Below are 19,766 nucleotides of genomic sequence, written 5' to 3'. Positions count from 1 at the left end.
TACAATAATTGCTAAAACAGTATATTTTACACCTAAGACAATCGATTTTACATAAAATAAATGTGATTATATATTATTATATCCTTAGTAATAACAAGGAGGCGATTCTATGAATAGGGTTATGTTTGATCGAGATATACAAAACGAACAAGTACTAGCTAGATACTTAGATTTATATTTTTATCCCCGATTTAATTTACATAATTTTCAGAGGATAAATGATGCACAGTTTGCAGGTATAGATGTTCAATTTGTTAGTAATAACCAAATATATATAGTCGATGAAAAAGGGTATTTATCAAGATCTACAATTCAAGATACATTTGTTTTAGAGTTAATCTCATTAAATAGAAATGGGCAAAGAGTAGAAGGTTGGTTTTATAAACCAGAAAAACAAACAATCCATTATTTAATGTGTTGGGCAGATAGAGATCCGATAGATATTTATAGAGAACAGTTAACGATAGATCATTTACATAGAGTAGAGACTATGCTAGTAAATCGTCGTATATTGCAAAATTATTTGGAGGAACAATACGGTATAAATCGTACATATATCCAAAATAACCAAGATCAACTATTGAGAATTTTACAAAACGGACCGATTAATTTACCTAATAGTAATTCAAGGTATATGGTAAGTTATCAAAAAAGAGAGCAGCCACTTAATATTGTTACGACTAAAGATGAATATATTGCTTCTGGTGCAGTCGAAGCTAGATACATGGTTTATCGAGATAGAATTGAAGACTTATTGTGAGAAAATAACAGCCTAGGCTGTTTGTTATTTAAATATATATTCAACTTCGCTCAATATCCGATTATCACGCTCCCCTTAATTCTCCAAAATATCTTTATTATTGTAATTGTAGTTGGGCTTTTGGAGAAGGTTCTTCAAAAATGATGCAAAGGAGATAGCCTAAAATTGATTGTTCTACTACATCACCAGCAATTCCTGTAATTTTAGGATGGGTAATCGTTCGTGCAAAAACATTATTTACATCCACTTGACCAAGTGTTTTATTCACCACTTTTTTTAAAATAGTATCTAATTCATTTCTAGTAAACTCATGTAGCGCCATAAAAAAAACCCTTTATTCCATTCTTAATTCTAGAATACGCTACTCCACCCATTAAATCACTAAAAGGTATATAAAACATAATTGTTGATCTTTCATTTCCGTTGGTTTATAATACTCATATAGAGAAAGGATGTTCGTATTATGAGTAAAAACCTAAATGTTGTGGAATTATTCGCAGGTGTTGGTGGATTTCGTCTTGGCTTGGAGAAAGTTGATAAAGAATATTTTCAAACAGTATGGGCAAATCAATGGGAGCCTTCAAAAAAGGCGCAAGATGCGTATGATTGTTATAGTAGACATTTTACTGAAGGTGAAGTAAGTAATAAAGATATTGCATCTGTACCTATTGCTAAGTTTGATTCATTAAAAATAGATCTCTTAGTTGGTGGATTTCCTTGCCAGGACTATAGCGTTAGTCGGTCTTTAAATAATGAGCAAGGGATTAACGGAAAAAAGGGCGTTCTATTTTGGGAGATTAAGCGTGTGCTTGAAAGCAGCCATCCGAAGTACGTCCTTTTAGAAAATGTCGATCGCTTAATCAAGTCACCTTCCAAACAACGTGGTCGCGATTTCTCGATTATGTTAGCCGTTTTTAGGGATTTAGGATATATCGTTGAGTGGCGCGTTATAAATGCAAGTGAATATGGTTATGCGCAAAGAAGACGCAGAGTATTTATCTTCGCTTACAAAAAGAATTTAGATTTTGCGAAAAAGCAAATGAGTATAAGAAATAGAGAAGAAATTCTATTTGAAAAAGGTTTCTTTGCAAATGTTTTCCCAGTTAAACAGGATCCATATAAGGATCGTAGAGCAACGGCAACATTACTAGAAGATATCATTAAAATATCGGATAGCTATGCCTTTGGATTCCATCCAGCAGGCATTATGATTAATGGTGAAATTCATACGGTTCATCCAGAGCCGATTGAAAAAGCACCAATTCCGTTAAAGGATATTTTACAGCCTGAAGAGGAAGTTGATGAAGAGTATTATTTAAATGATGCAGCCATCGAAAAATTTGGTTACTTACGTGGACCTAAAAAAATTGAAAGAACGTCTGCTGAAGGTCATAAATACATCTATTCAGAAGGTGGTATGTCACCTACTGATGATTTAAATTTACCAGGTCGAACAATGCTAACAAGCGAAGGTACCGTAAATCGCAGTACACATATAGTTGAAGTTAACGGTAGAAAACGTTTCTTAACTCCAATTGAATGTGAGCGCCTAAATGGTTTTGATGACAATTGGACAGAGGGTATGCCAAAACGTATGCGTTATTTCTGTATGGGGAATGCCTTAGTTGTTGATTTAATACGCGATATGGGTATGAAAATTAAAGAAATTGACTTGCTTGAAAAAGAAGAGGCTACACAAATTACACTTGGAATCTAATACACAGGTCACACCTGTGTATTTTTCTATACGGAGGATTAATGTTACAAGTATATTTACTATATTTAGATTCAGAAATAATGAAAATCCAAGCTGAAGTATTGCAATAATGAAACAAGTGATACTTTGGATATGGAATTAAAGAAAAGATTACAAGCTGATGGTTACGACTTCTAGATTACAGCGATGAAATTTCAATCTTAGTCGATGATCAAGGCAACAACCCGGTATTTGAAATCGTGAGTGAATTTAGTGATCGTACACAATTAGCTGGACGCCTACTCTTTGTACGAAATATTGAAAATGAGTTCAGTGTTGATATTGAATCAATTATGTACGAAGATATATTTAACCTACGTACAAACCTACAAATCCAATTAATCGGAGTAACCAAAGGAGAGTAAACAATGTTCTGTCAAAAATGTCACGGCATCCAAGAGGTTATAAAAGTCCACGAAGAAAAAGACATAACCAAGCCAAGATTATGCGATGTACAGTGCCTTGAATGTGGTGAAACCGTGTATTACCAGCCTTATGATTTCGGATCTGTTTTAAATATTGTTTCTAATAAAAATTTGGAAAATGAATAGGTTTTTCTTATTAGGTATATCACTTATCAAAAAAATCTTACTGTTTAAGTAATAACTGAATGACCTAATGATTTTAAAATAATTTGCCCCCGACAACGCTAATTTAGTGAAATGGCATTTAATATGGCATTTAGAAATTTAATAAAAGTGCTAAAAACCTTTAAAAATGCTGATATAATCAACTTTTCAAGAGACGCGGGTTCGACACCCGCCGTCTCCATCAGCAATACCCAAATACAACGACTATTTTGTGGTTAAATCTTTTATATACAAAAGCAGAGTTGGCAAGATTGGGAAGCAAAACAAAAAGGACAAAGAGGAATAATTTCCTCTTTGTCCTTTTTGTTTTATTTAGTTATGCATTAACGACTTCAAGTTCAAACATATCAATTTGCTCATCTTGCTTTAATACTTCTTTCGCATAATCTTTGTTTTCAATATAGTCGGTAATTGCATTTGCTACATACTCAGCCAATTTAACTGGAACTGCATTTCCAATCATTTGTTCTAAGTTCGTTCTTGAAATACTTAAGAAGTCAAAATCCTTCGGGAAAGTTTGAACATAACTTCTTTCTATTGTAGTTAATGGACGAACTTCCGCAGCAGGTGCTGTATCATTGTGATGACCCGGATAACCTGCAGGAACTGGTCTATTAACTCCACGGATTGTAGGCGAAGGTTCGTCTATGCTAAATACTCCTCTACGATTATAATTTCGAGGGTGTCTGTAATAATGCTCAAGACCTAAACTATCCCCAAAGTAATCACGTAGTGTCATTGGCTTTTTAGTTAAATTCTTTTCTAAAAAAGGTAAAAATAAATCGTCTATTCCACCTAGTTCACCAAATAAGAAAAAGCGTTTTCTTTTTTGCGGAACACCACATAAACTTGCATCTAATACTTTTGATGATAATCCATATCCTGCATTTTTAAAGATTTCAACTGCTCTTTTATATACATCGTATTTTTTAATTTGATCTACATTTTCCATTAAAAAATACTTAGGCTTTACATTTACTACTATATTTGCAAAATCTGTTGTTAAGTTTGCATTATCTTTAGCAATTCGATTGCCAGAAGAAGAGTAGTCCTGACAAGGTGGTCCACCTATAATAATGTCTGGATTTAATTGTTTAAAAACACTATAATCTTCTACTTGTGATAAGTCTAAATTAACGCAAGAGTGGTTAAAGTTTGCATTATAAACTTCAACTGCTTCGTCCCAATTTTCAAATGCAGATATAATTTCGAAACCTGCATTTTGGAAGCCTAAAGACATACCTCCACAACCTGAGAATAGGTCTACTACTTTCAAAAAATCACTCCTCTTGTTCGAAAATATCCGATGCGTAATAAATCGCTGCATCAAAACGACGTTCAGGACTTAATAGCAACTGCCCATCGTTAAGAATAATATTTCCGATTTCCTCCCTTGTAATCCTCGGATTTAATAATTCATCGCAAGCCATATATGGGTTAGTTTTACTTCCATTAACTGCAAAGGCTTTATCTGTTTGAGAATTAAAAGGCATAGTGTAAATTTCACTACTATTTATTTTATCACGGATTGTGTATTGATGTAACAAGTAAAGCAACCAAACAAGAGAACGTGAATATCTATCTATGCCTTTTTTACTAGTATTTATGGAATTTATAAAAAGTCTAGTGACTGCAAAATCAGACCATACAAATAAATCTAGACAATTATCAGCCAGAGCAGAAGACTTACCATTGGTCTTCCATATTGGGTTTAAAATTAATGGAGATTGTTTGTCAATATTTTGTGTAAGTATATCGTTAAGAACATTTATCATCGTTGGTAGCAAAGGTAAAATGGTCTTTTCGTCTTTCCAGTCGCTAATAACACTTGTTACCGGATTGAGAATAGCGGCTAAATCGTTCTTTTTATTTTCATAAAGTTCTATTAAATTTACGGCTAAGTGAACTATTGTGACGGATCTTACAACTATTTCGCAACCGAATTTATCTTCAGTTTTGTTAAAAGTAGCACTGTCAGGTAAAGTTGTTAATTTCACTTCGTGATGGGAAAAGTAAGTATCCTCCAATCCATCTGTTGGAATACTTTTGATTACTAAGTCGCTTCTTAATAATGTTTCATCATATTTGTTGTGTGGCTTATAAATACCTTCGAATTCAAAGTACACATCACTAATACCTACACCCATTGGTATTTTAAATAACTCAGACACTTCTATGTAGTCCTTGTATACAGCATGTTGACTATCCATTTTTAGATAAACAGGCTTTACTTCTTTTTTGCCCATATAGCAAGCAAGTGCTGCGGGAAAACTGCTGTTAAATTGATTTTTACCCCAATTATCTTTGGATGAAAAATCTCTATTCGAGTTCTTTAAGCCGAACAAACTGGCTTTTCTTTCTTTTGTCATCATGTATCCTCCTATTAATAGATTCCAAATATAAGGGTACATTAAGTTGACGACTGGTTCCATAGAATTAGTAAATAAAAGCAAAAAAGACTTAGAATGATAAATTCACACTAAGTCTTTTTTACCTAAATTAGTTATTTAGTTTAATTTTAACTTGCTCAATATGATCTCTTACAGTAGCAGTATTTGTTGCAAAACTTGCATTTAACACTGTAACAGGTTGATCTCCACTATGCTCTCCCGCATACCCACTTGAGACCAAATCCCAACTTCCATCCTTCCATCCTTCCATACTACTATTTTGCCATTACCACCTTCTTTTAACACTTTTCTTAATTTTGTTACATCTTTAATTTTTACCATAATAACCTTCCTCCTCATCACTCGACACTCTACCTATAAGAGGGGAGTAGGTAGTGTGTGCTACCTAATTTCTTAAACCGTATTGAATACTCTTATTTAAGTTCCTCTTCCAATCTTTCGTAGAAGTAAGTTTTAAACAAACGGCTCTTCTTGAATGCAGCCTTTGCAAAAACCTCTGAATCATTGTAGTAATCACTTTCACGTAGTAAATTTAAAAACTGATCAAACTGTCTTCTTGTTGCATATAACTGCAAGTATTCTTCAATTATCTGCATAACAAATTCTTTTGTGTATTTTTCTTTTAACATATTAATAACCCCTTTCGATCTAGCCAAGTTCAGCCAAACGGAGTAGTGTGTACTACTCGAAATATTCCTACTAGTCATTTCTATACGCCTATTTACTTTCCTTTTTTTATTTCAGAAAAAAATAAAGTTTTTACTTGTAGATGAAATAGATTCACGTTTTACTTAAAAAAAGAAAAAAAGAAAAAAAGGAAGGAATGAGCATATTGATAGAAACACAAAAAAATATGTTTTATAAGGCTTTTAGTAATGGTGGGTTAATGTTTGTTATGCAAGGCTACAAAAGACAACACTTAGATTTGCAGAAAAAGCACGAAAATACATTTGTCCTTAAAATTGAATATTTTATTGATTTTAGTACGGTAAGAACACTTATATTTTGCGGTAGAAAATTTATTCGAATTAGTGGCAATATTTTTATGGATGATAATTTTTGCTATAAAATTCTGCTAGAAAACCAATTTACCGTTTACAGTGGATTAAATGTAGCATTTTTGAAGATCGTAGAGGCCGAATATCCAGCAAGGTTCTTTAAAAAGGGGGCTATATAGTATGATTCCAGTGGCTGAGGATGCTATTTTTAAAAGCATTGTTGTGGATAAGTTTGTGGGGAATGTATTCTATAATTCCAAAGGGGAGTTTATCTATGTGACACTTGATAAGTTAATCGCAATAGAAGAAAATAAGGTTTGTTTGCTTAATTTTCATAAGGTTGCACAATAAAAAAGAGGCTTATTCCTATCACATTTTAGGAGTAAGTCTCTTTTTTATCAGCAAGTTTGTTGAATTGCTTCTATTTTTTGTACAACTATTTTATTTAAAAGTGTTTCTTTTTCTTCCTCTGTCATGCTTGTTGGTAGGAAATCTTTAAAGTTGTCTGGAGTCATATATCCCTCCCAAAACATATTACACACTGTAAGTGTAACTTGTCTTTTTTCGGCAATTTCTTTTTCAACTGGCTTAACTACTTTTATAATATTACTCATGTTCGCCACCTAATTTAACTTGTTGGTGAACGAATTTTCCGTATGCTGTTTCAGTGTATTTATTAAATCCATCTTGTGTCTTTTCCATTAGATGGGTGTTTTCTTCTGTAACTGCTTCCGCTGGGACTAATTTGAAAGGCTTTTGATTTAAACTTTCTTGAAAGTCCAACTCTTCTTTAATCGCTTTTTTAGAAGCAATTCTTTCTAATTCTGCTTCGATTTCGTGTTTAGTAATTGCTGCTTTTAAAAGAAGTTCTCTTTCTTGTTCTTTGACTTCTAGATCAATCTCTTCTTGTTGGTAAGTATCAAGGAGATCCATTGCTTGTTGCATTGTTAAGTCTTGAATTATTTCGTCTTGACCGAATTCTTTCTTAATCTGAAGATCATAGAGTTCAGCAGTATTTAAATCCGCATTTACCTCGATAATCCCATTGATTGTTTTAAACTTGTTGTTTTCTTTTAACATATAAATTTCCCCTTTCGTGTTGCCTGTTGCAACAATGCAGTGTGTGCTGCATTTTCTTAATACTTGTAATTTCAATACTTTAAAACGAAAACCTTTTTTATTTTAAAAATTTTATTGAAAGTAATGATTTTGTTTGTTATAATATATAATTTTTCTTTTCTATCAAAAAACCTTTTTTATTTTAAAATTTTTTTAAAAAAGATTTTAGAACTTTAAAACTTACTACTTTCAAGAACATTTCTTTTTTCAAAGTAAAAACCCTCTTTTTAAGAACTTAATTTCTTTACTACTTTCAAGAACATTTTCTTTTTAAAGTAAAAGATCTTTTTGGTTGTTTTAAGAGGTTGTTTTGGTAAAAAAAGAGTTTCTTCCTATTAAAAGAACTAATGTTGTAGATTTGGTTTTTAACTTTGAAAAAAGAAAGTTCTTGAAAGTATATAAGTCATAAAGTTCTTTAAATATAGTTCTTGTAGTTTTGGTGTAAAAAGTTCTCTTTGGAATCTAAAATTCCAACTATCGTCTTCCATCAGATGATTTATTCTATTTATAGATATTTATTATATATGATGGGGTAACTTTTTATTCCGAAAAACCTTCTTTTTTGGAATCTAAGATTCCATTCTTGGAATAAAAGATTCCGTTTTTGGAAGAAAAAATTCCACTTCGATTTTTAAGGGTAATAAAAAATTCCGTTTTGGAAGAAAAAATTCCAAATAAAAAAAGGAATGTTTACTCTGAAGAAGAAAAGATATACATAAGCATATTATTTCGAAAGGGGGAGTTTATATGCAATTAGTAAAAACATACAAACAATTTACAGACTTATATTCAATCTTAGGATGGGAGGTTATCCTAAAAGGTTCGGATTGGGCTGTACTAAGTCTTTTAGTGAGATTAGAGCAAGCCATAGCATTAAAGAAGAACCTCGTTAAAGGGCAAATAGACTGGAATCAGAAGTCGTTTGACTTTTACATAACTGATCAACATATCGCAGATCTAACAGGTCTACATATAAAGTCGATTGGGAAGATAATTTCAAATTTAGAGGAGTTAGGATTAATTAGTGCAAAGTATAGAGTTAATTCTAAAAAGGCCACAGAATATACTATTATTAAACCTGTTCCACTTCCTGCTGAAATTATTATTCCTAAGTTTTGGAGCGAAATTATTTTTACAGAAGGTCGTGCTGAACAGTTGGTGCAGGAGTATGCTGATTTTGTAAATGGAGGACAGAATAGCAAGGAAAAAGTAGATCTTGAAAAAAGACTATTAGAGGCAGGTTATCCTTCTTCTACTGTTGCTGAGGTGTTAGCATTAGATAGTTTCAGAATCGTTGCTAATGGGCTTCTAAACGGCTTAGATAGTAAGCCTAGTGAAGAGGTAGATACTAAGGAAGAAGAAGATGTAGAGCCTAATATAAAGGCTTTTAAAGAGTTTTTAGACAGTAATGATTTAGATTTTAATGGATATAAATCATTTGTAGAAAAAGACGAAAATGAACAGGAAGTAATCCTTGAAATATTAAGTAAATCGAATCTAGAAAAGGTTCAAAATTTAGGAGGTTTTATTTACTCCTTATGTAAAGAAGATCTTGCTAAATTAAATAAAAGACTTGAGCAAGTAAAATCATTTAAGGTTGTTGTTAAGCAAGCAAAGAAAGAAACAGCAGCAACTGACAGAAGTTATTATGAACAACGTATTGAAGGAGCAAATAAAGAAACAGCAGAAGCAACTAAAGCAAGTTATTCTAACCAACATGTTGAAGAAGAAAATGACGATTTGCCATTCTAATTAAACAAAAAAAGACTTACAGCGAACGTTCATTCCTGTAGGTCTTTTTTATTTATATGATGATGAAAAACGGATGTTTTCCGCCATCCGTCTTCCACATGTATTTTACTATCACAAAAGAAAGGAGGTGTTAATATGACACCAAAAACAACCACTACTCATTACTCTAGAAAGATTTGCAAATCTTATTATTATAGACAGATATCCATAAAGTATTTTTAATATTAAATTCTAGGATTTAACTATTAAGTTATACAAACATAACGAAAGCCTGTATGCCTCCGACCACCCTGTCCTAAGTGATAACTATATATTACCACCTTATGTAAAAGATATCCAGAAGGAAGTTTAAAAAAATAATAAATAAAAAAAGGTATTACTATCTAAATGAGTAAATTATATATTATAACAAAAAGATTTATAAAAGTAAATATTTTTTTGTGTAGAAAAAGGTATTTACTTTAGTTAAATCGAAAAGTTAGTTATTGATATATGTAGCACATACTACATTATTTGCGAACAGCAAATCGAAAGGGGATATTAATATGAACAATCAAGCATTTAATCAATTCGGACAAGGGACACAAGCAGTGGTAATGGAAAATTACTATATTATAGATAGTTACTATCAAAGTTTTACAGATATTCCACAAGCGAAAATTATTGAAGTTTTTAACTTCCTAAGAACTCCATTCAAATTCGAGGAGTTAAAAGACAATCACAAAGGAAATTACAGTGTAATTCCTACTTACTGCCGACAAAGACTGTATCAAGCATTTCTTCCTGTTAATATTTCAGAAGAATATGGAGAATACAAACTAAATGGAGGTAACATGTACTGTACTTGTACAATTACAGTGTGTGGTGTTCAGTTTACAGGTGTAGGTGGTGCTAAATTAAATGTTAAAACTGCAGAAGGTGCAGTAACATACGACCACAACACTTTAAAAAGTGTTCAAAGTTCAGCATTTAAAGACGCTTGTAAACGTCTTGGAATGCCGACAAGCAGTGAGGATATATCCTTGGTTATTAAGGGTGTAAGAAGTAAACAACAGGCTTATAAGCCAAATAATCAGCCTGTAAATCAAGAGCAATACGATAATAAAAATAACAGTCAAGAGCCAAACTTTGAGCAAATGAATGTTCAGAAAAATATAGTTCAAATGCCTAGTCAAAACAATCAAAACAATTCTGTTCCTTGTTCAGATTGTGGATATGAGATTACGAGTAAAAATGTAATTCAAAAATCAACTGAGATTCACGGAAAGCCATTATGCTGGAACTGTCAACAAAAGAAAAAAGCAAACTAAATAATTAATAAAAAATGACTTGAGTAATTGTTCGAGTCATTTTTTATTTTCTTATTCAAAAAAGAAGGTATTCGTCTTACTATCCTCAACTGTAGATATAGGAGGTGTTTATTGTGGCTAAAAAATGTATTTACAATTATATAGAGTTTGATAGTGAAACTGAAAGAGATTATTTTATTTTCCTTATAAATCAGAAGGAAAAAGGATTAATAAAAGACTTTGAAAGACAAGTAAGATATGTCGTTCAAAAAGGATTTATATTGCAAGGCAAGAAGAAATTAGACCGAATTTACACAGCAGATTTCGTAGTTGTTTTTAATGACAATAGTAAGATTTTAATTGATGTTAAAGGCCATTTAAAAGACGAAAGAAATTTAATCAACAATACTTTTTCAGTTTTAAAGAAGTTAACAGAAGTAGGTGAAAATGTTGATTTTGCGATTGTTTATCGCAAGCGAAGTCGATGGTTTTGTAAGGCAGTACATACCAGATGTGACTATCCTGCTTTAGGTTTAAATTGGTATAAAAATAAAAAAATAAGGTGATAAAAAAAGGGTCGTTAATTGATATGTTGAAAAGACTTATAGGAGGTGTTTATTATGAACAAATTTTTAGAAAAAATCCTAACAGAAAGTAGAAACGATATTTTAGTACCACTTTTTGATAAAGTGTTGGAAGAAAAAATTGAAGACAAATTTACTCATGTAGATTTAGATCACTTATTTTACGAGTACCAAATCCTTGTAGAGCAGAGGTTAAGCGAATAGGCAACAAGGCGAGGCTCTCCTCTAGAGTGAGCCGAAAGGGAAGGAGGTTGAGGGATTGTGAAAAAGATAGATACAAGTAAGAAGTTATGGTTATTTACGATAATTGACTTTTATCCGAGTGGAGGTATGGATGATTATAATGGTTCGTTCGATTCATTTGAGGAGATTTTAGAGCAAATACAGATTATGTTGCACACATATAAAGAAGTTGATAGTTTTCAAATATTTTACTCTGAAACAAGTGCTTATGAAGAGTACGATATCCTACATTCACTGGAATATGAAGATGAAGATATTCTTTATATAGAGTTAACTTATAAAAATGGCGAAGGTTGTTTTACACCAGTTTATGTAGTTAATAGTACATGTCGTAAATAATAATTATTACGAGGCAGCCCCGCCTCTGAGGGGAGGTCGGTGGAGGAAGAGGAGGAGATTTTTATGATAACAAAAGAAGAATTATTCAACTTAATATATGGTAACAAAACCTACAAGCAGTGGGTTGTTATAGCGGTAAGAAAGGCTTGTTTAACTAACAAAAGCAACTTATCATTTAATTTTTTAGAAGAGGATATGATCTCAGAAGTTCAGTTTAGATTGATTAAATTTTACTTAGAGAATAAAAATGAGAGCCTTAAAACGAGTCATTTTTACACAAAAGCATATGATTTCGCACGTGATATTCTGCGAGAATTTTCTAGAAAAAGCAAGTATTTAAAAGATCAAGAGGTAACTGTTGTATATGAAGATATGAATGACGAAAAAAACACGAATAAATTAAAATATACACAGGAGGTAGATTTATTCCTTCCTAATGGCCTTTCGACTAGACAACAAACTATATGCAGAATGTTAGCAGCAGGACATACGAGAACTGAAATTGCTGAAAAATTGAAGGTAAATAAAAGTACAATTACACGCGAAATTGAAAAACTAAAAGTATCTTTAAGATAAATAAAAAGGTTTTAACTTCTTTAGAAAAATAATTCTAATTTAGTTAAAACTTTTTTATTTTCTATGAAACAGAACATAAGTTCTTGTCGGGGTATATAGTGTAAGGACAAAAGATAAAGACATATATTGAACCCCCTTTCGATTGTTGATATTACTCCTTACAGCAGAAAAACAACACGTTACAAAAACATACTACTTGCGAGAGTGTTGGATTACATTCATTCTTGCAAGTTCTCGTACTGCTGGTGCTTATGACAGGTTCAATCCCTGCGAGTACGACCAAAGAAAAAACACCTCCTAAAGGTATATATTTGCAAGAAGTCCGTGCTGAAAGGTTCGGGCTTCTTGCATGAAAAAGATAAAGCGATTGTGGAAATGAAAGGAAGGAAGGAAGGAAGGAAGGAAGGAAGGGATAGAGAATGTTGAGTTTAAAAATTAAAGATAAGAAATATTTATTAAAGTTAAAGTTAGTTCCAGAAATTACAGGTGACGAGGTGTTGATTAAAGAGAGTGGTATTTGGGGAAGTTTTGGTTTTTTATATAAAAAGCAGATTGAAACAGGTTGTGGTGTTTTAGAATATATATACGTAGTTTATATTTCGAGATTAGATAAAACTTCTAGTCTTATTGAATTAGAAGATTTATTTACATTAGATCCTTCAAAGTATAGAACTTACTCTAAAGAAACTTTAAACGAATTATTCGAAGAAATGTTCTTTGATACTTCTTTAGAAAAAGAATATAAGAAGTTAGTAAAAGACACTGTTCGATTTAGCAAGCATATCAAAATTGACAGTGATTTAGCAGAACAAATTGCTGAGGAATTATACGAAGAACAAGAGCAGGAAAGCGATTGTAAGGAGTATTCGCCTATTTATAAAACTTATGATTTTGGTGGATGGAGCAATGCTACAACTAAATCTAATGAAGACTCTAAAAAAGTTCTTGTTTATGAGAATAGTTGGGAGCAATACATTCCATTTTCACCATTAAGAGGTTCTTCTAAGGTGGAATTTCGAACAGATTATGCGACTCAACTAAGGAAGTCAGCCTTAGTTGCCTTAGCAGCGTATAAAGCAAAAGAAGATTATAGAAAGCCATTTACAACAAAAGAAGATGTTGAAATATGTATTAAGCCGTATGATTTATATTTATTTAATCAAGGCGAGTTAATGGAAAAGGTTGAAAAGATATTATTCACAGAACAAGTTGAAGAAGACATAGACGATATGTCAGAACTTTCTGATTTACTTCTTGAAGCGACTAATCTTAATGAAAAATTCCTTGAAGATATAAAAATAACTAAGAACTTACAGAGATTAGTAGAAAGTCACAATGAAAAGGCTGTAGAGTTAAGAACTAAATTTCAAAAAATTATATTAAAAGGAGGGGTAGTATGATTTGTCAGGTATTTAACATTAAAAAAGCAGAAAGTGAAGAAGATAAAGGTTACTATGTAGTCAAAAAAATAAAGTGTAGAAATGAAGATAGTCGAGTTACGAAAATCTATCTTCATTTATATAAGACAACAGATTTAAACAAAGTAGATCAAGACTTATTTATTAGTGAAGTTGAAGATGTTGAGGATTTATTTAAATTAATTAAAAATATTGAATCGAAAGGTGTTTTAAATTTAGAAGAAACTATTCTTATGGATAGTTTCTTAGAATGCTTCGATCAGTCTTATATAAATACTGAGTTAAATATTAAAGAAGTTTACAGTGAAATGGTTCATTCTTACATAAGAAATCTAGTCGTAACAGACCGTTTTCTAAACTTAGTAGATAGTGTATGTCGCAAGGTTTACATAAATGATAAAGAGGATTTAAAGCAAGAAGTAATCGAAAGATTTTTTGAAACTTCACTAAAAACTAAAGATTCTAACTATCTTCTAAAATTAGAAAGTGAAGGGTATTTAAGAAATACATTAAAGAAAAGTTTGGCAAGATCGTTCCGAACAAAGCGAAACAGACAAGGACAGAAGGAGATTCCAAAATCAGACTTCATTGATTTAGTTGTCTAATAGTCGTTCAAATGAAGTGTTTGAAGTTTGTTGTTTCATACTAAGTGAGCATAGAAAAATTGAAGATGTTGATTTTTTAATCTCACTTAAGCAGGAATTAAAGCATGTAAACTTCAAGGATAATGAAGTGGAAGTGTTAAAGCAACGAGAATTGGAAGGTGAAAAGTTTGAGGATATAGCAAACTCAATCGGACTCTCAGAAAAGCGTTGCCGAAATCTTTATACATTCGCTAAAAAGAAACTACACTTAGCAATTTTAAATACTTTAGAAAAATAAAATGAAGGTATTAAGGGAAAAACGAAGACTAAATGGCTAATTAACTTTTAGAGAGTAAAGAACTCTGCAACCTATTTATTCTTCCAAAATCCTCTATTGTCTTCATTTTTATACCCCGAAGATATGGAAAAGGGCATGACTCTCACAGAGTTGTGTCCTTTTTCTATTTGAAAAGCAGATAAAAAAGAAAGGAGTTGAATGTAAAATGACAAGAAAAACAAAGAGAACAGCCTATGAAGTAAAGGTTCTTCCTCATCTTAAAGAAATTCGTGAATGGTGCGAATTAGGATTATCACAGAAGCAAATAGCAAAAAATTTAGGAATATCAGAAAGCACATTGTACAAAACCTTCAATGAGAATCCTAACTTCAGGGAAGCCTTTGATAGATGGTGTATGCCAGTAGACATTGAGTTGGAAAATATCTTTATGAAGAAAACGAAAGGATATTACTATGATCACTATTATCATGATGAAAATGGAGAACTTAAAACAATTCCTAAGTACATTCCACCTTCCGACCAGTTGTTAATGTTTGCAGTAAAAAATAAAATGCCGGGCTACTACAAAGATAAGCAAGAAGAAGAATTAAAGGAAATGTCATTCGAAGTTACTTATGTGAAGAAAGATAAAAAAGAAATTGCCAGCGAAGGTGAGGAAAATGATTAAAAGAAGTACTCACATTGCGAATAGAAGGAGTTTTAAGTTAATTGTTGACGAAGATATTTTTAATGAAATCTACTTAAAAGTACTTTCTTCCACTTGTTATATGAATTTACTTTATGGTGGTGGTGGATCTGGTAAATCTTCTTTTATGCGTCAAAAAGTAGTCTTAATGGCTATGGCTAAGAAAGAAAGAATTGTTATCTTCCGAAAGGTGGCCTCTACATTACGAGATTCTGTCTTTGCAGAGGTGATGGAACAATTAGACGAGTTTGGTATTTCAAGCCTTGTGAAGGTTAATAGGACTCGTTTAGAAGTGGTATTCCCAAATGGAAGTGTTATCCTCTTCAAAGGCTTAGACGACCCCGAAAAGGTCAAGGGATTAATGAAGACAACAAAAATTTGGATTGAAGAGGCGAGTGAATTAAAAGAGGCCGACTTAAATCAATTAGAAACCCGTCTTCGTGGTGATCACTGTGACGATTTCCAAATCTTCATGACATTTAATCCAATTAGTGAACATCATTGGTTGAAGAAGAAATTCTTTGATAAAGAGCAAGAAGATACTTTAATTGTTCATTCTACTTATTTAGATAATAAATTTATCGACAATAAATTCCATAAGAAAATGTTAAAGATAAAAGAGCGTGACCCAAACCATTACAATATCTATGCTCTAGGGCACTGGGGAAGTTTAGGTAAAATGGTTTACAAAAATTACAAAGTAATAAAAGCAACAAAAGACTATTCCTTTTTTGACTATTTAGTGTGTGGGCTTGATTTTGGCTCAACAGATCCTAATGCATTTTTAGTCTTAGGAGTTAAAGGTGAAGATATTTATGTGTTGCATGAACTTGTAATTAATGATATTACGAACAATGTTTTGATTGAGTTAATAAAAGATAAGTTTCCATTTGTCTTACGAGAGCAGATTCCCATTGTTGCAGACTGTGCTGCCAAAGGATATATTACAGAGTTTGTCTTAGCAGGGTTTAATATTCACCCAACTATAAAGGGTCCACATTCTAAGAAGGAAGGGATTGACCATGTAAAAAGAAGAATGATTTATATTGACGAAAGTTGTGAAACTACATATGCCGAAATATGCAGTTATGAATATATGCAGAATAAAAATGGTGAGGTTCTAGAAAATCCAAAGGATGGAAATGACCACTGCATGGATTCCTTACGCTATGCAGTTTATGAATATGTGAAGATCTTTAACTTAGTTATTTCAGATTACTTAATGCCTCCGTCCCACATTAAGCGTGGCCGTGGAAGTTGGTAGTTAAAAACGAAAGGAGGAAAAACAATGAGCAATTATGAAAAAGGCGACATTGAATATGTAGTCGTTCATAAAGACACACAAGAAACGATAGATATTAAAGAAATAGAAAAAATGGGAAATACAGTAGGGATAGATAGTAAGCAAGTAAAACGATATAAGAAAAATGAAAGGATTTACAAAGGAGAGCATAAAGATTTATTTGCAGGAAATCTTTCTTTAGAAGATAAAGATAGATACATGACTGTAAACCTCATTAAGCCCGCTTTTAGAGACTTATCTAATCTGTATGTATCTTCTAATCCCACTCCTGTCGTACAGTCTGAGGAAGCACAAGAATGGCTAGATACATACATCAAGAATAATAAAATTCAAAGCAAACTCTTTGATATGATTATTTCAATGCTAACGCTAGGAGGTTTAGTTGTTAGAACTGGTGTTCGTACGAGTAAGAAAAATAAAGAAATTGAGATTTATACGGAGTTTGTTCATCCACGCCATTTAGAAGTAATTCAAGACCCTTGGGATCAAGCAAATCCTATTGGTTATCGTTTGATTTTTGAGAACCAAATAGGGCAAGTACAGTATAAAAGGATTGAGGAGTATCGTGAGAATTCTTATGAGATCTCAAGATTTATTAAAGATAAAAACTCAACGACTTTTCGATTAGTTGGTGAAGTTGAACAAGTAAATCATGATGCAGGAATGTTAATCCATTATATGCCGTTTAATCGTGATCCATTTGAATTTTATGGTCGTTCTGCAATTGAGGATGTAGAGGATTTAATTAAAGAGATCAACAATCGTTTTACTTTCTTGAAACGAGTAAATGATATATTCGCTGCACCTAAATTAATGTTACCACCTACTATCTTTAAGCAGTTTCAAAAGAGCATGGGGTGGGACGTTAAAATGGACCAATATGGAAGTGAGTATGTGACTTTCGCCAATCAAGACGTTTTCTGTTTTAACCCTTCTGTTGATGGTCAAATGCCCGAATATTTAACGTGGGATGCAGATACAGAATCAGCCTTCAAATTCCTCTTCACAGTCACTATGGCTATGTCTACGATTTTAGGAGTACCTTCACATTCATTACGAATCGAGGAAGGCAACTATCCTGAAAGTGGAAAGGCCTTAACTCTCCGTTATCTTCCTTCTTTAACAATCATTAAAAACCTTCAAACTGTTGTTAGTGACACTATGGAAATGGTTTATTGGCAAGCACAGAAACTGGCTTATCAATACGGTCAAATCACATTCGCTCCAGAATGGGTTACAGTCTTTCATTTCAGTTCTCTTCCTTTGGACGAAGAATCAGTTATTGCAGAGATTTCTAAATATCAAGCAGGATTACAAAGTAAAGAGACTACTATGCAAAAACTAGATAATTTAAATGCACGACAACTTGAAGAAGAGTTAAGAAAGATTAATGAAGAAAGTAGTAATGACCATTCACACGAAAACGATTATAGTAAGGAGCGAGATTTAACAGCCTTATTAGGTCTTTCAGATAGCAAGGATGAAAAGGAAGAAGTGAATGAATAATGAAATATACATTTTCAGAATATCGAGCGCGCGAAAAGAAGAATGAAAAACTTCGATTAGATTTAGTTGATGCATACGATATGGTTAAAAAACTGATACAAGCCGAAATGACAGTCACAACACAGGCAGAAACTCATAGCGAAATGAAAAAACACTATGATAATGTTATAAAAGGAATAGACAGTAATTTGGCGAAATTGAATCTTTATGTAGAGCAGAATCTTCCTTTATTAGTAAAAGAACAATATGCATTGGGTCAATATTGGGCAGCACTTAATCTGCAGTCTGAGTATGGTATTAATGTTACACGTCAACCCGATTCCTTTTCAAAGATAGACGAATATGCGATTCGTTCCGTGCTAGAGGAAACCTTTCATGCATTAGACTCTGCCCGTGCTGGTGTCTTATCTAATTCACGTGCGATTATAAATAACGAATTAAACAATGCGGTTCTGCAAAATTTAATTTCGGGTGAAAGTATGAAGACGGCTTCTGATAAATTGGCTGAACGATTCATTTCTAAGGGACTAGACTCTATCACAATGAAGAATGGACGAAGCATGGATATATTGCACTATGCACGAACAAAACTTCACACAGCGACAATGAAAGCCCATAATAAGGGTACAGAGTTGTTAATGCTAGAAGACGGCTTCTGTTATGTTACTTATTCAGACCATAAGACTTCTTGTTCTAAATGTAATGCCGTAGTAAAAAAAGGCGGTAAGCGAAATATATACTCCATAGATCCGAGAGTAACCACTTTACCTGATGGAACTCCTGTTAAATCCATAACTGAACTACCAAATGGTGGGGAGTATATACACGAAAACTGCCGTCATGTGAAGAAACCATTTATTCCAGAATACGAAGATATAAGCAATTTCAACACGTTAAAAGAGAATGATGAAGAAAAGAAAGAAGATGCTTAAAACCCATCTTTTTTCTTTTTTTTATGCACTTATAAGGGAAAAATCCGTGTCTATTGGCTAATTAGATTTTGAGGTGATAAAAATGGAAGAATTAAATAACTCGGAAGTTTTAGAAAATACAGAAGTAGAAACTAAAACAGTTGAAACGGTTGCAGACACTGTTGAAACTAAAGAAGAAACAAACACAGAAGAAGCGAAAGTCGTTTCAGAAGAAGATTTTAACTCTCTTAAAACAGAGTTAGATACGATCAAAGCCCTATTAGGCGAAAAAGACTTAAAATCCATTCTAACTGAATTTGATTCCTTAAAGAATTTCAAGACCGAAGCAGAAGAAGTTAAGAAGCAAGAGTCCTTCAAATCATCTGTTACAGAACTATTAAATGGTCGAAAAATGAGCGACACGTACAGAAAAGAAATCGAATATACAAACGATCCAAAAGTTCTAAAAGAGCGTGTCGATACTGTTTATCAAAAAATGGTTTCTGAATTACAGAAGGAAGGTTTACTCTCAACGATTGGACAAGAAGGAGCAAATCCTTCAACAACTTCAAATGCACCAAAAACGACTGAGCAATATGTCGGAGATTGGGCAAGCGAATTTGTAAAAGATATTTAATAAAAAA

At 32.4% G+C, this 19,766-nt stretch carries 25 protein-coding genes; 18 read left to right on the top strand and 7 right to left on the bottom strand.

Annotation, left to right across the window (positions count from 1 at the left end; all coding sequences use genetic code 11):
- Positions 1 to 109: 109 nt before the first annotated feature.
- The gene (locus MHB65_RS20100; RefSeq protein WP_342441510.1) at positions 110 to 760 is read left to right on the top strand and encodes a hypothetical protein; all 651 of its coding nucleotides are present in this window, start codon (positions 110 to 112) and stop codon (positions 758 to 760) included.
- A gap of 97 nt (positions 761 to 857) precedes the next feature.
- On the opposite strand, the gene MHB65_RS20095 is transcribed toward MHB65_RS20100, so the two are convergent.
- A complete protein-coding gene (locus MHB65_RS20095) occupies positions 858 to 1,082 on the bottom strand; it encodes a hypothetical protein (RefSeq protein ID WP_342441509.1) in 225 nt (74 codons plus the stop codon).
- A gap of 141 nt (positions 1,083 to 1,223) precedes the next feature.
- On the opposite strand from MHB65_RS20095, the gene dcm reads away from it, so the two are divergent.
- Together dcm and MHB65_RS20085 are read left to right on the top strand one after the other, a co-directional pair.
- Complete coding sequence (gene dcm, locus MHB65_RS20090; RefSeq protein WP_342441508.1) at positions 1,224 to 2,477, top strand: DNA (cytosine-5-)-methyltransferase; 1,254 nt, start codon at positions 1,224 to 1,226, stop codon at positions 2,475 to 2,477.
- A 239-nt stretch (positions 2,478 to 2,716) separates the two neighbouring features.
- Positions 2,717 to 2,881: a hypothetical protein gene (locus MHB65_RS20085; protein WP_342441507.1), complete on the top strand. Its 165-nt coding sequence runs from the start codon at positions 2,717 to 2,719 to the stop codon at positions 2,879 to 2,881.
- Positions 2,882 to 3,422: 541 nt separating this feature from the next.
- On the opposite strand, the gene MHB65_RS20080 is transcribed toward MHB65_RS20085, so the two are convergent.
- The 4 genes from MHB65_RS20080 to MHB65_RS20065 all read right to left on the bottom strand — a co-directional run bounded on the left by MHB65_RS20080 (position 3,423) and on the right by MHB65_RS20065 (position 6,146).
- The gene (locus MHB65_RS20080; protein ID WP_342441506.1) at positions 3,423 to 4,382 is read right to left on the bottom strand and encodes a DNA cytosine methyltransferase; all 960 of its coding nucleotides are present in this window, start codon (positions 4,380 to 4,382) and stop codon (positions 3,423 to 3,425) included.
- A 4-nt stretch (positions 4,383 to 4,386) separates the two neighbouring features.
- Entirely contained in the window at positions 4,387 to 5,475 is a 1,089-nt protein-coding gene (locus tag MHB65_RS20075) for a HindVP family restriction endonuclease (RefSeq protein ID WP_342441505.1), read from the bottom strand.
- Between the two features lie 204 nt (positions 5,476 to 5,679).
- Positions 5,680 to 5,838, bottom strand: coding sequence for a hypothetical protein (locus MHB65_RS20070; protein WP_342441504.1), 159 nt, complete (start codon positions 5,836 to 5,838; stop codon positions 5,680 to 5,682).
- Between the two features lie 92 nt (positions 5,839 to 5,930).
- Entirely contained in the window at positions 5,931 to 6,146 is a 216-nt protein-coding gene (locus MHB65_RS20065; RefSeq protein WP_342441503.1) for a hypothetical protein, read from the bottom strand.
- A gap of 203 nt (positions 6,147 to 6,349) precedes the next feature.
- Here MHB65_RS20065 and MHB65_RS20060 point away from each other — a divergent pair, with 203 nt between their 5' ends.
- A complete protein-coding gene (locus MHB65_RS20060; protein ID WP_342441502.1) occupies positions 6,350 to 6,694 on the top strand; it encodes a hypothetical protein in 345 nt (114 codons plus the stop codon).
- A gap of 1 nt (position 6,695) precedes the next feature.
- Positions 6,696 to 6,866 (top strand): hypothetical protein, encoded by a 171-nt coding sequence (locus MHB65_RS20055; RefSeq protein WP_342441501.1) that lies wholly within the window; start codon positions 6,696 to 6,698, stop codon positions 6,864 to 6,866.
- Positions 6,867 to 6,913: 47 nt separating this feature from the next.
- Here the strand turns inward: MHB65_RS20055 and MHB65_RS20050 are convergent, their stop codons facing one another.
- Positions 6,914 to 7,129, bottom strand: coding sequence for a hypothetical protein (locus tag MHB65_RS20050; RefSeq protein ID WP_342441500.1), 216 nt, complete (start codon positions 7,127 to 7,129; stop codon positions 6,914 to 6,916).
- The gene (locus tag MHB65_RS20045) at positions 7,122 to 7,595 is read right to left on the bottom strand and encodes a hypothetical protein (protein ID WP_342441499.1); all 474 of its coding nucleotides are present in this window, start codon (positions 7,593 to 7,595) and stop codon (positions 7,122 to 7,124) included. The genes MHB65_RS20050 and MHB65_RS20045 overlap by 8 nt, the downstream gene beginning before the upstream one ends.
- A gap of 786 nt (positions 7,596 to 8,381) precedes the next feature.
- Between MHB65_RS20045 and MHB65_RS20040 the strand changes: the two genes are divergently transcribed.
- From MHB65_RS20040 to MHB65_RS19980, 13 genes are all read left to right on the top strand, one after another.
- Complete coding sequence (locus MHB65_RS20040) at positions 8,382 to 9,386, top strand: hypothetical protein (RefSeq protein ID WP_342441498.1); 1,005 nt, start codon at positions 8,382 to 8,384, stop codon at positions 9,384 to 9,386.
- 545 nt (positions 9,387 to 9,931) lie between these two features.
- Positions 9,932 to 10,696: a hypothetical protein gene (locus MHB65_RS20035; protein WP_342441497.1), complete on the top strand. Its 765-nt coding sequence runs from the start codon at positions 9,932 to 9,934 to the stop codon at positions 10,694 to 10,696.
- A gap of 113 nt (positions 10,697 to 10,809) precedes the next feature.
- Entirely contained in the window at positions 10,810 to 11,241 is a 432-nt protein-coding gene (locus MHB65_RS20030) for a DUF1064 domain-containing protein (protein ID WP_342441496.1), read from the top strand.
- 54 nt (positions 11,242 to 11,295) lie between these two features.
- Positions 11,296 to 11,463, top strand: coding sequence for a hypothetical protein (locus tag MHB65_RS20025; protein WP_342441495.1), 168 nt, complete (start codon positions 11,296 to 11,298; stop codon positions 11,461 to 11,463).
- Positions 11,464 to 11,520: 57 nt separating this feature from the next.
- Positions 11,521 to 11,841 (top strand): hypothetical protein, encoded by a 321-nt coding sequence (locus MHB65_RS20020; RefSeq protein WP_342441494.1) that lies wholly within the window; start codon positions 11,521 to 11,523, stop codon positions 11,839 to 11,841.
- Between the two features lie 63 nt (positions 11,842 to 11,904).
- Positions 11,905 to 12,417 (top strand): LuxR C-terminal-related transcriptional regulator, encoded by a 513-nt coding sequence (locus tag MHB65_RS20015; RefSeq protein WP_342441493.1) that lies wholly within the window; start codon positions 11,905 to 11,907, stop codon positions 12,415 to 12,417.
- Positions 12,418 to 12,836: 419 nt separating this feature from the next.
- Positions 12,837 to 13,817 (top strand): hypothetical protein, encoded by a 981-nt coding sequence (locus MHB65_RS20010; RefSeq protein WP_342441492.1) that lies wholly within the window; start codon positions 12,837 to 12,839, stop codon positions 13,815 to 13,817.
- On the top strand, positions 13,814 to 14,440 hold the full coding sequence (locus tag MHB65_RS20005; protein ID WP_342441491.1) for a hypothetical protein: 627 nt from the start codon (positions 13,814 to 13,816) through the stop codon (positions 14,438 to 14,440). The genes MHB65_RS20010 and MHB65_RS20005 overlap by 4 nt, the downstream gene beginning before the upstream one ends.
- A gap of 482 nt (positions 14,441 to 14,922) precedes the next feature.
- Positions 14,923 to 15,384 (top strand): helix-turn-helix transcriptional regulator, encoded by a 462-nt coding sequence (locus MHB65_RS20000; protein ID WP_342441490.1) that lies wholly within the window; start codon positions 14,923 to 14,925, stop codon positions 15,382 to 15,384.
- Positions 15,377 to 16,666: a PBSX family phage terminase large subunit gene (locus MHB65_RS19995; protein WP_342441489.1), complete on the top strand. Its 1,290-nt coding sequence runs from the start codon at positions 15,377 to 15,379 to the stop codon at positions 16,664 to 16,666. The genes MHB65_RS20000 and MHB65_RS19995 overlap by 8 nt, the downstream gene beginning before the upstream one ends.
- Before the next feature lie 24 nt (positions 16,667 to 16,690).
- Positions 16,691 to 18,211 (top strand): phage portal protein, encoded by a 1,521-nt coding sequence (locus MHB65_RS19990; protein WP_342441488.1) that lies wholly within the window; start codon positions 16,691 to 16,693, stop codon positions 18,209 to 18,211.
- On the top strand, positions 18,211 to 19,143 hold the full coding sequence (locus MHB65_RS19985; RefSeq protein ID WP_342441487.1) for a phage minor capsid protein: 933 nt from the start codon (positions 18,211 to 18,213) through the stop codon (positions 19,141 to 19,143). The genes MHB65_RS19990 and MHB65_RS19985 overlap by 1 nt, the downstream gene beginning before the upstream one ends.
- Before the next feature lie 82 nt (positions 19,144 to 19,225).
- A complete protein-coding gene (locus MHB65_RS19980) occupies positions 19,226 to 19,759 on the top strand; it encodes a hypothetical protein (RefSeq protein WP_342441486.1) in 534 nt (177 codons plus the stop codon).
- Positions 19,760 to 19,766 lie beyond the last annotated feature (7 nt).

This window comes from Lysinibacillus sp. FSL K6-0075 (assembly GCF_038592945.1).
GTDB lineage: Bacteria > Bacillota > Bacilli > Bacillales_A > Planococcaceae > Lysinibacillus > Lysinibacillus fusiformis_F.
This window is presented reverse-complemented; position numbering and strand designations above follow the sequence as displayed.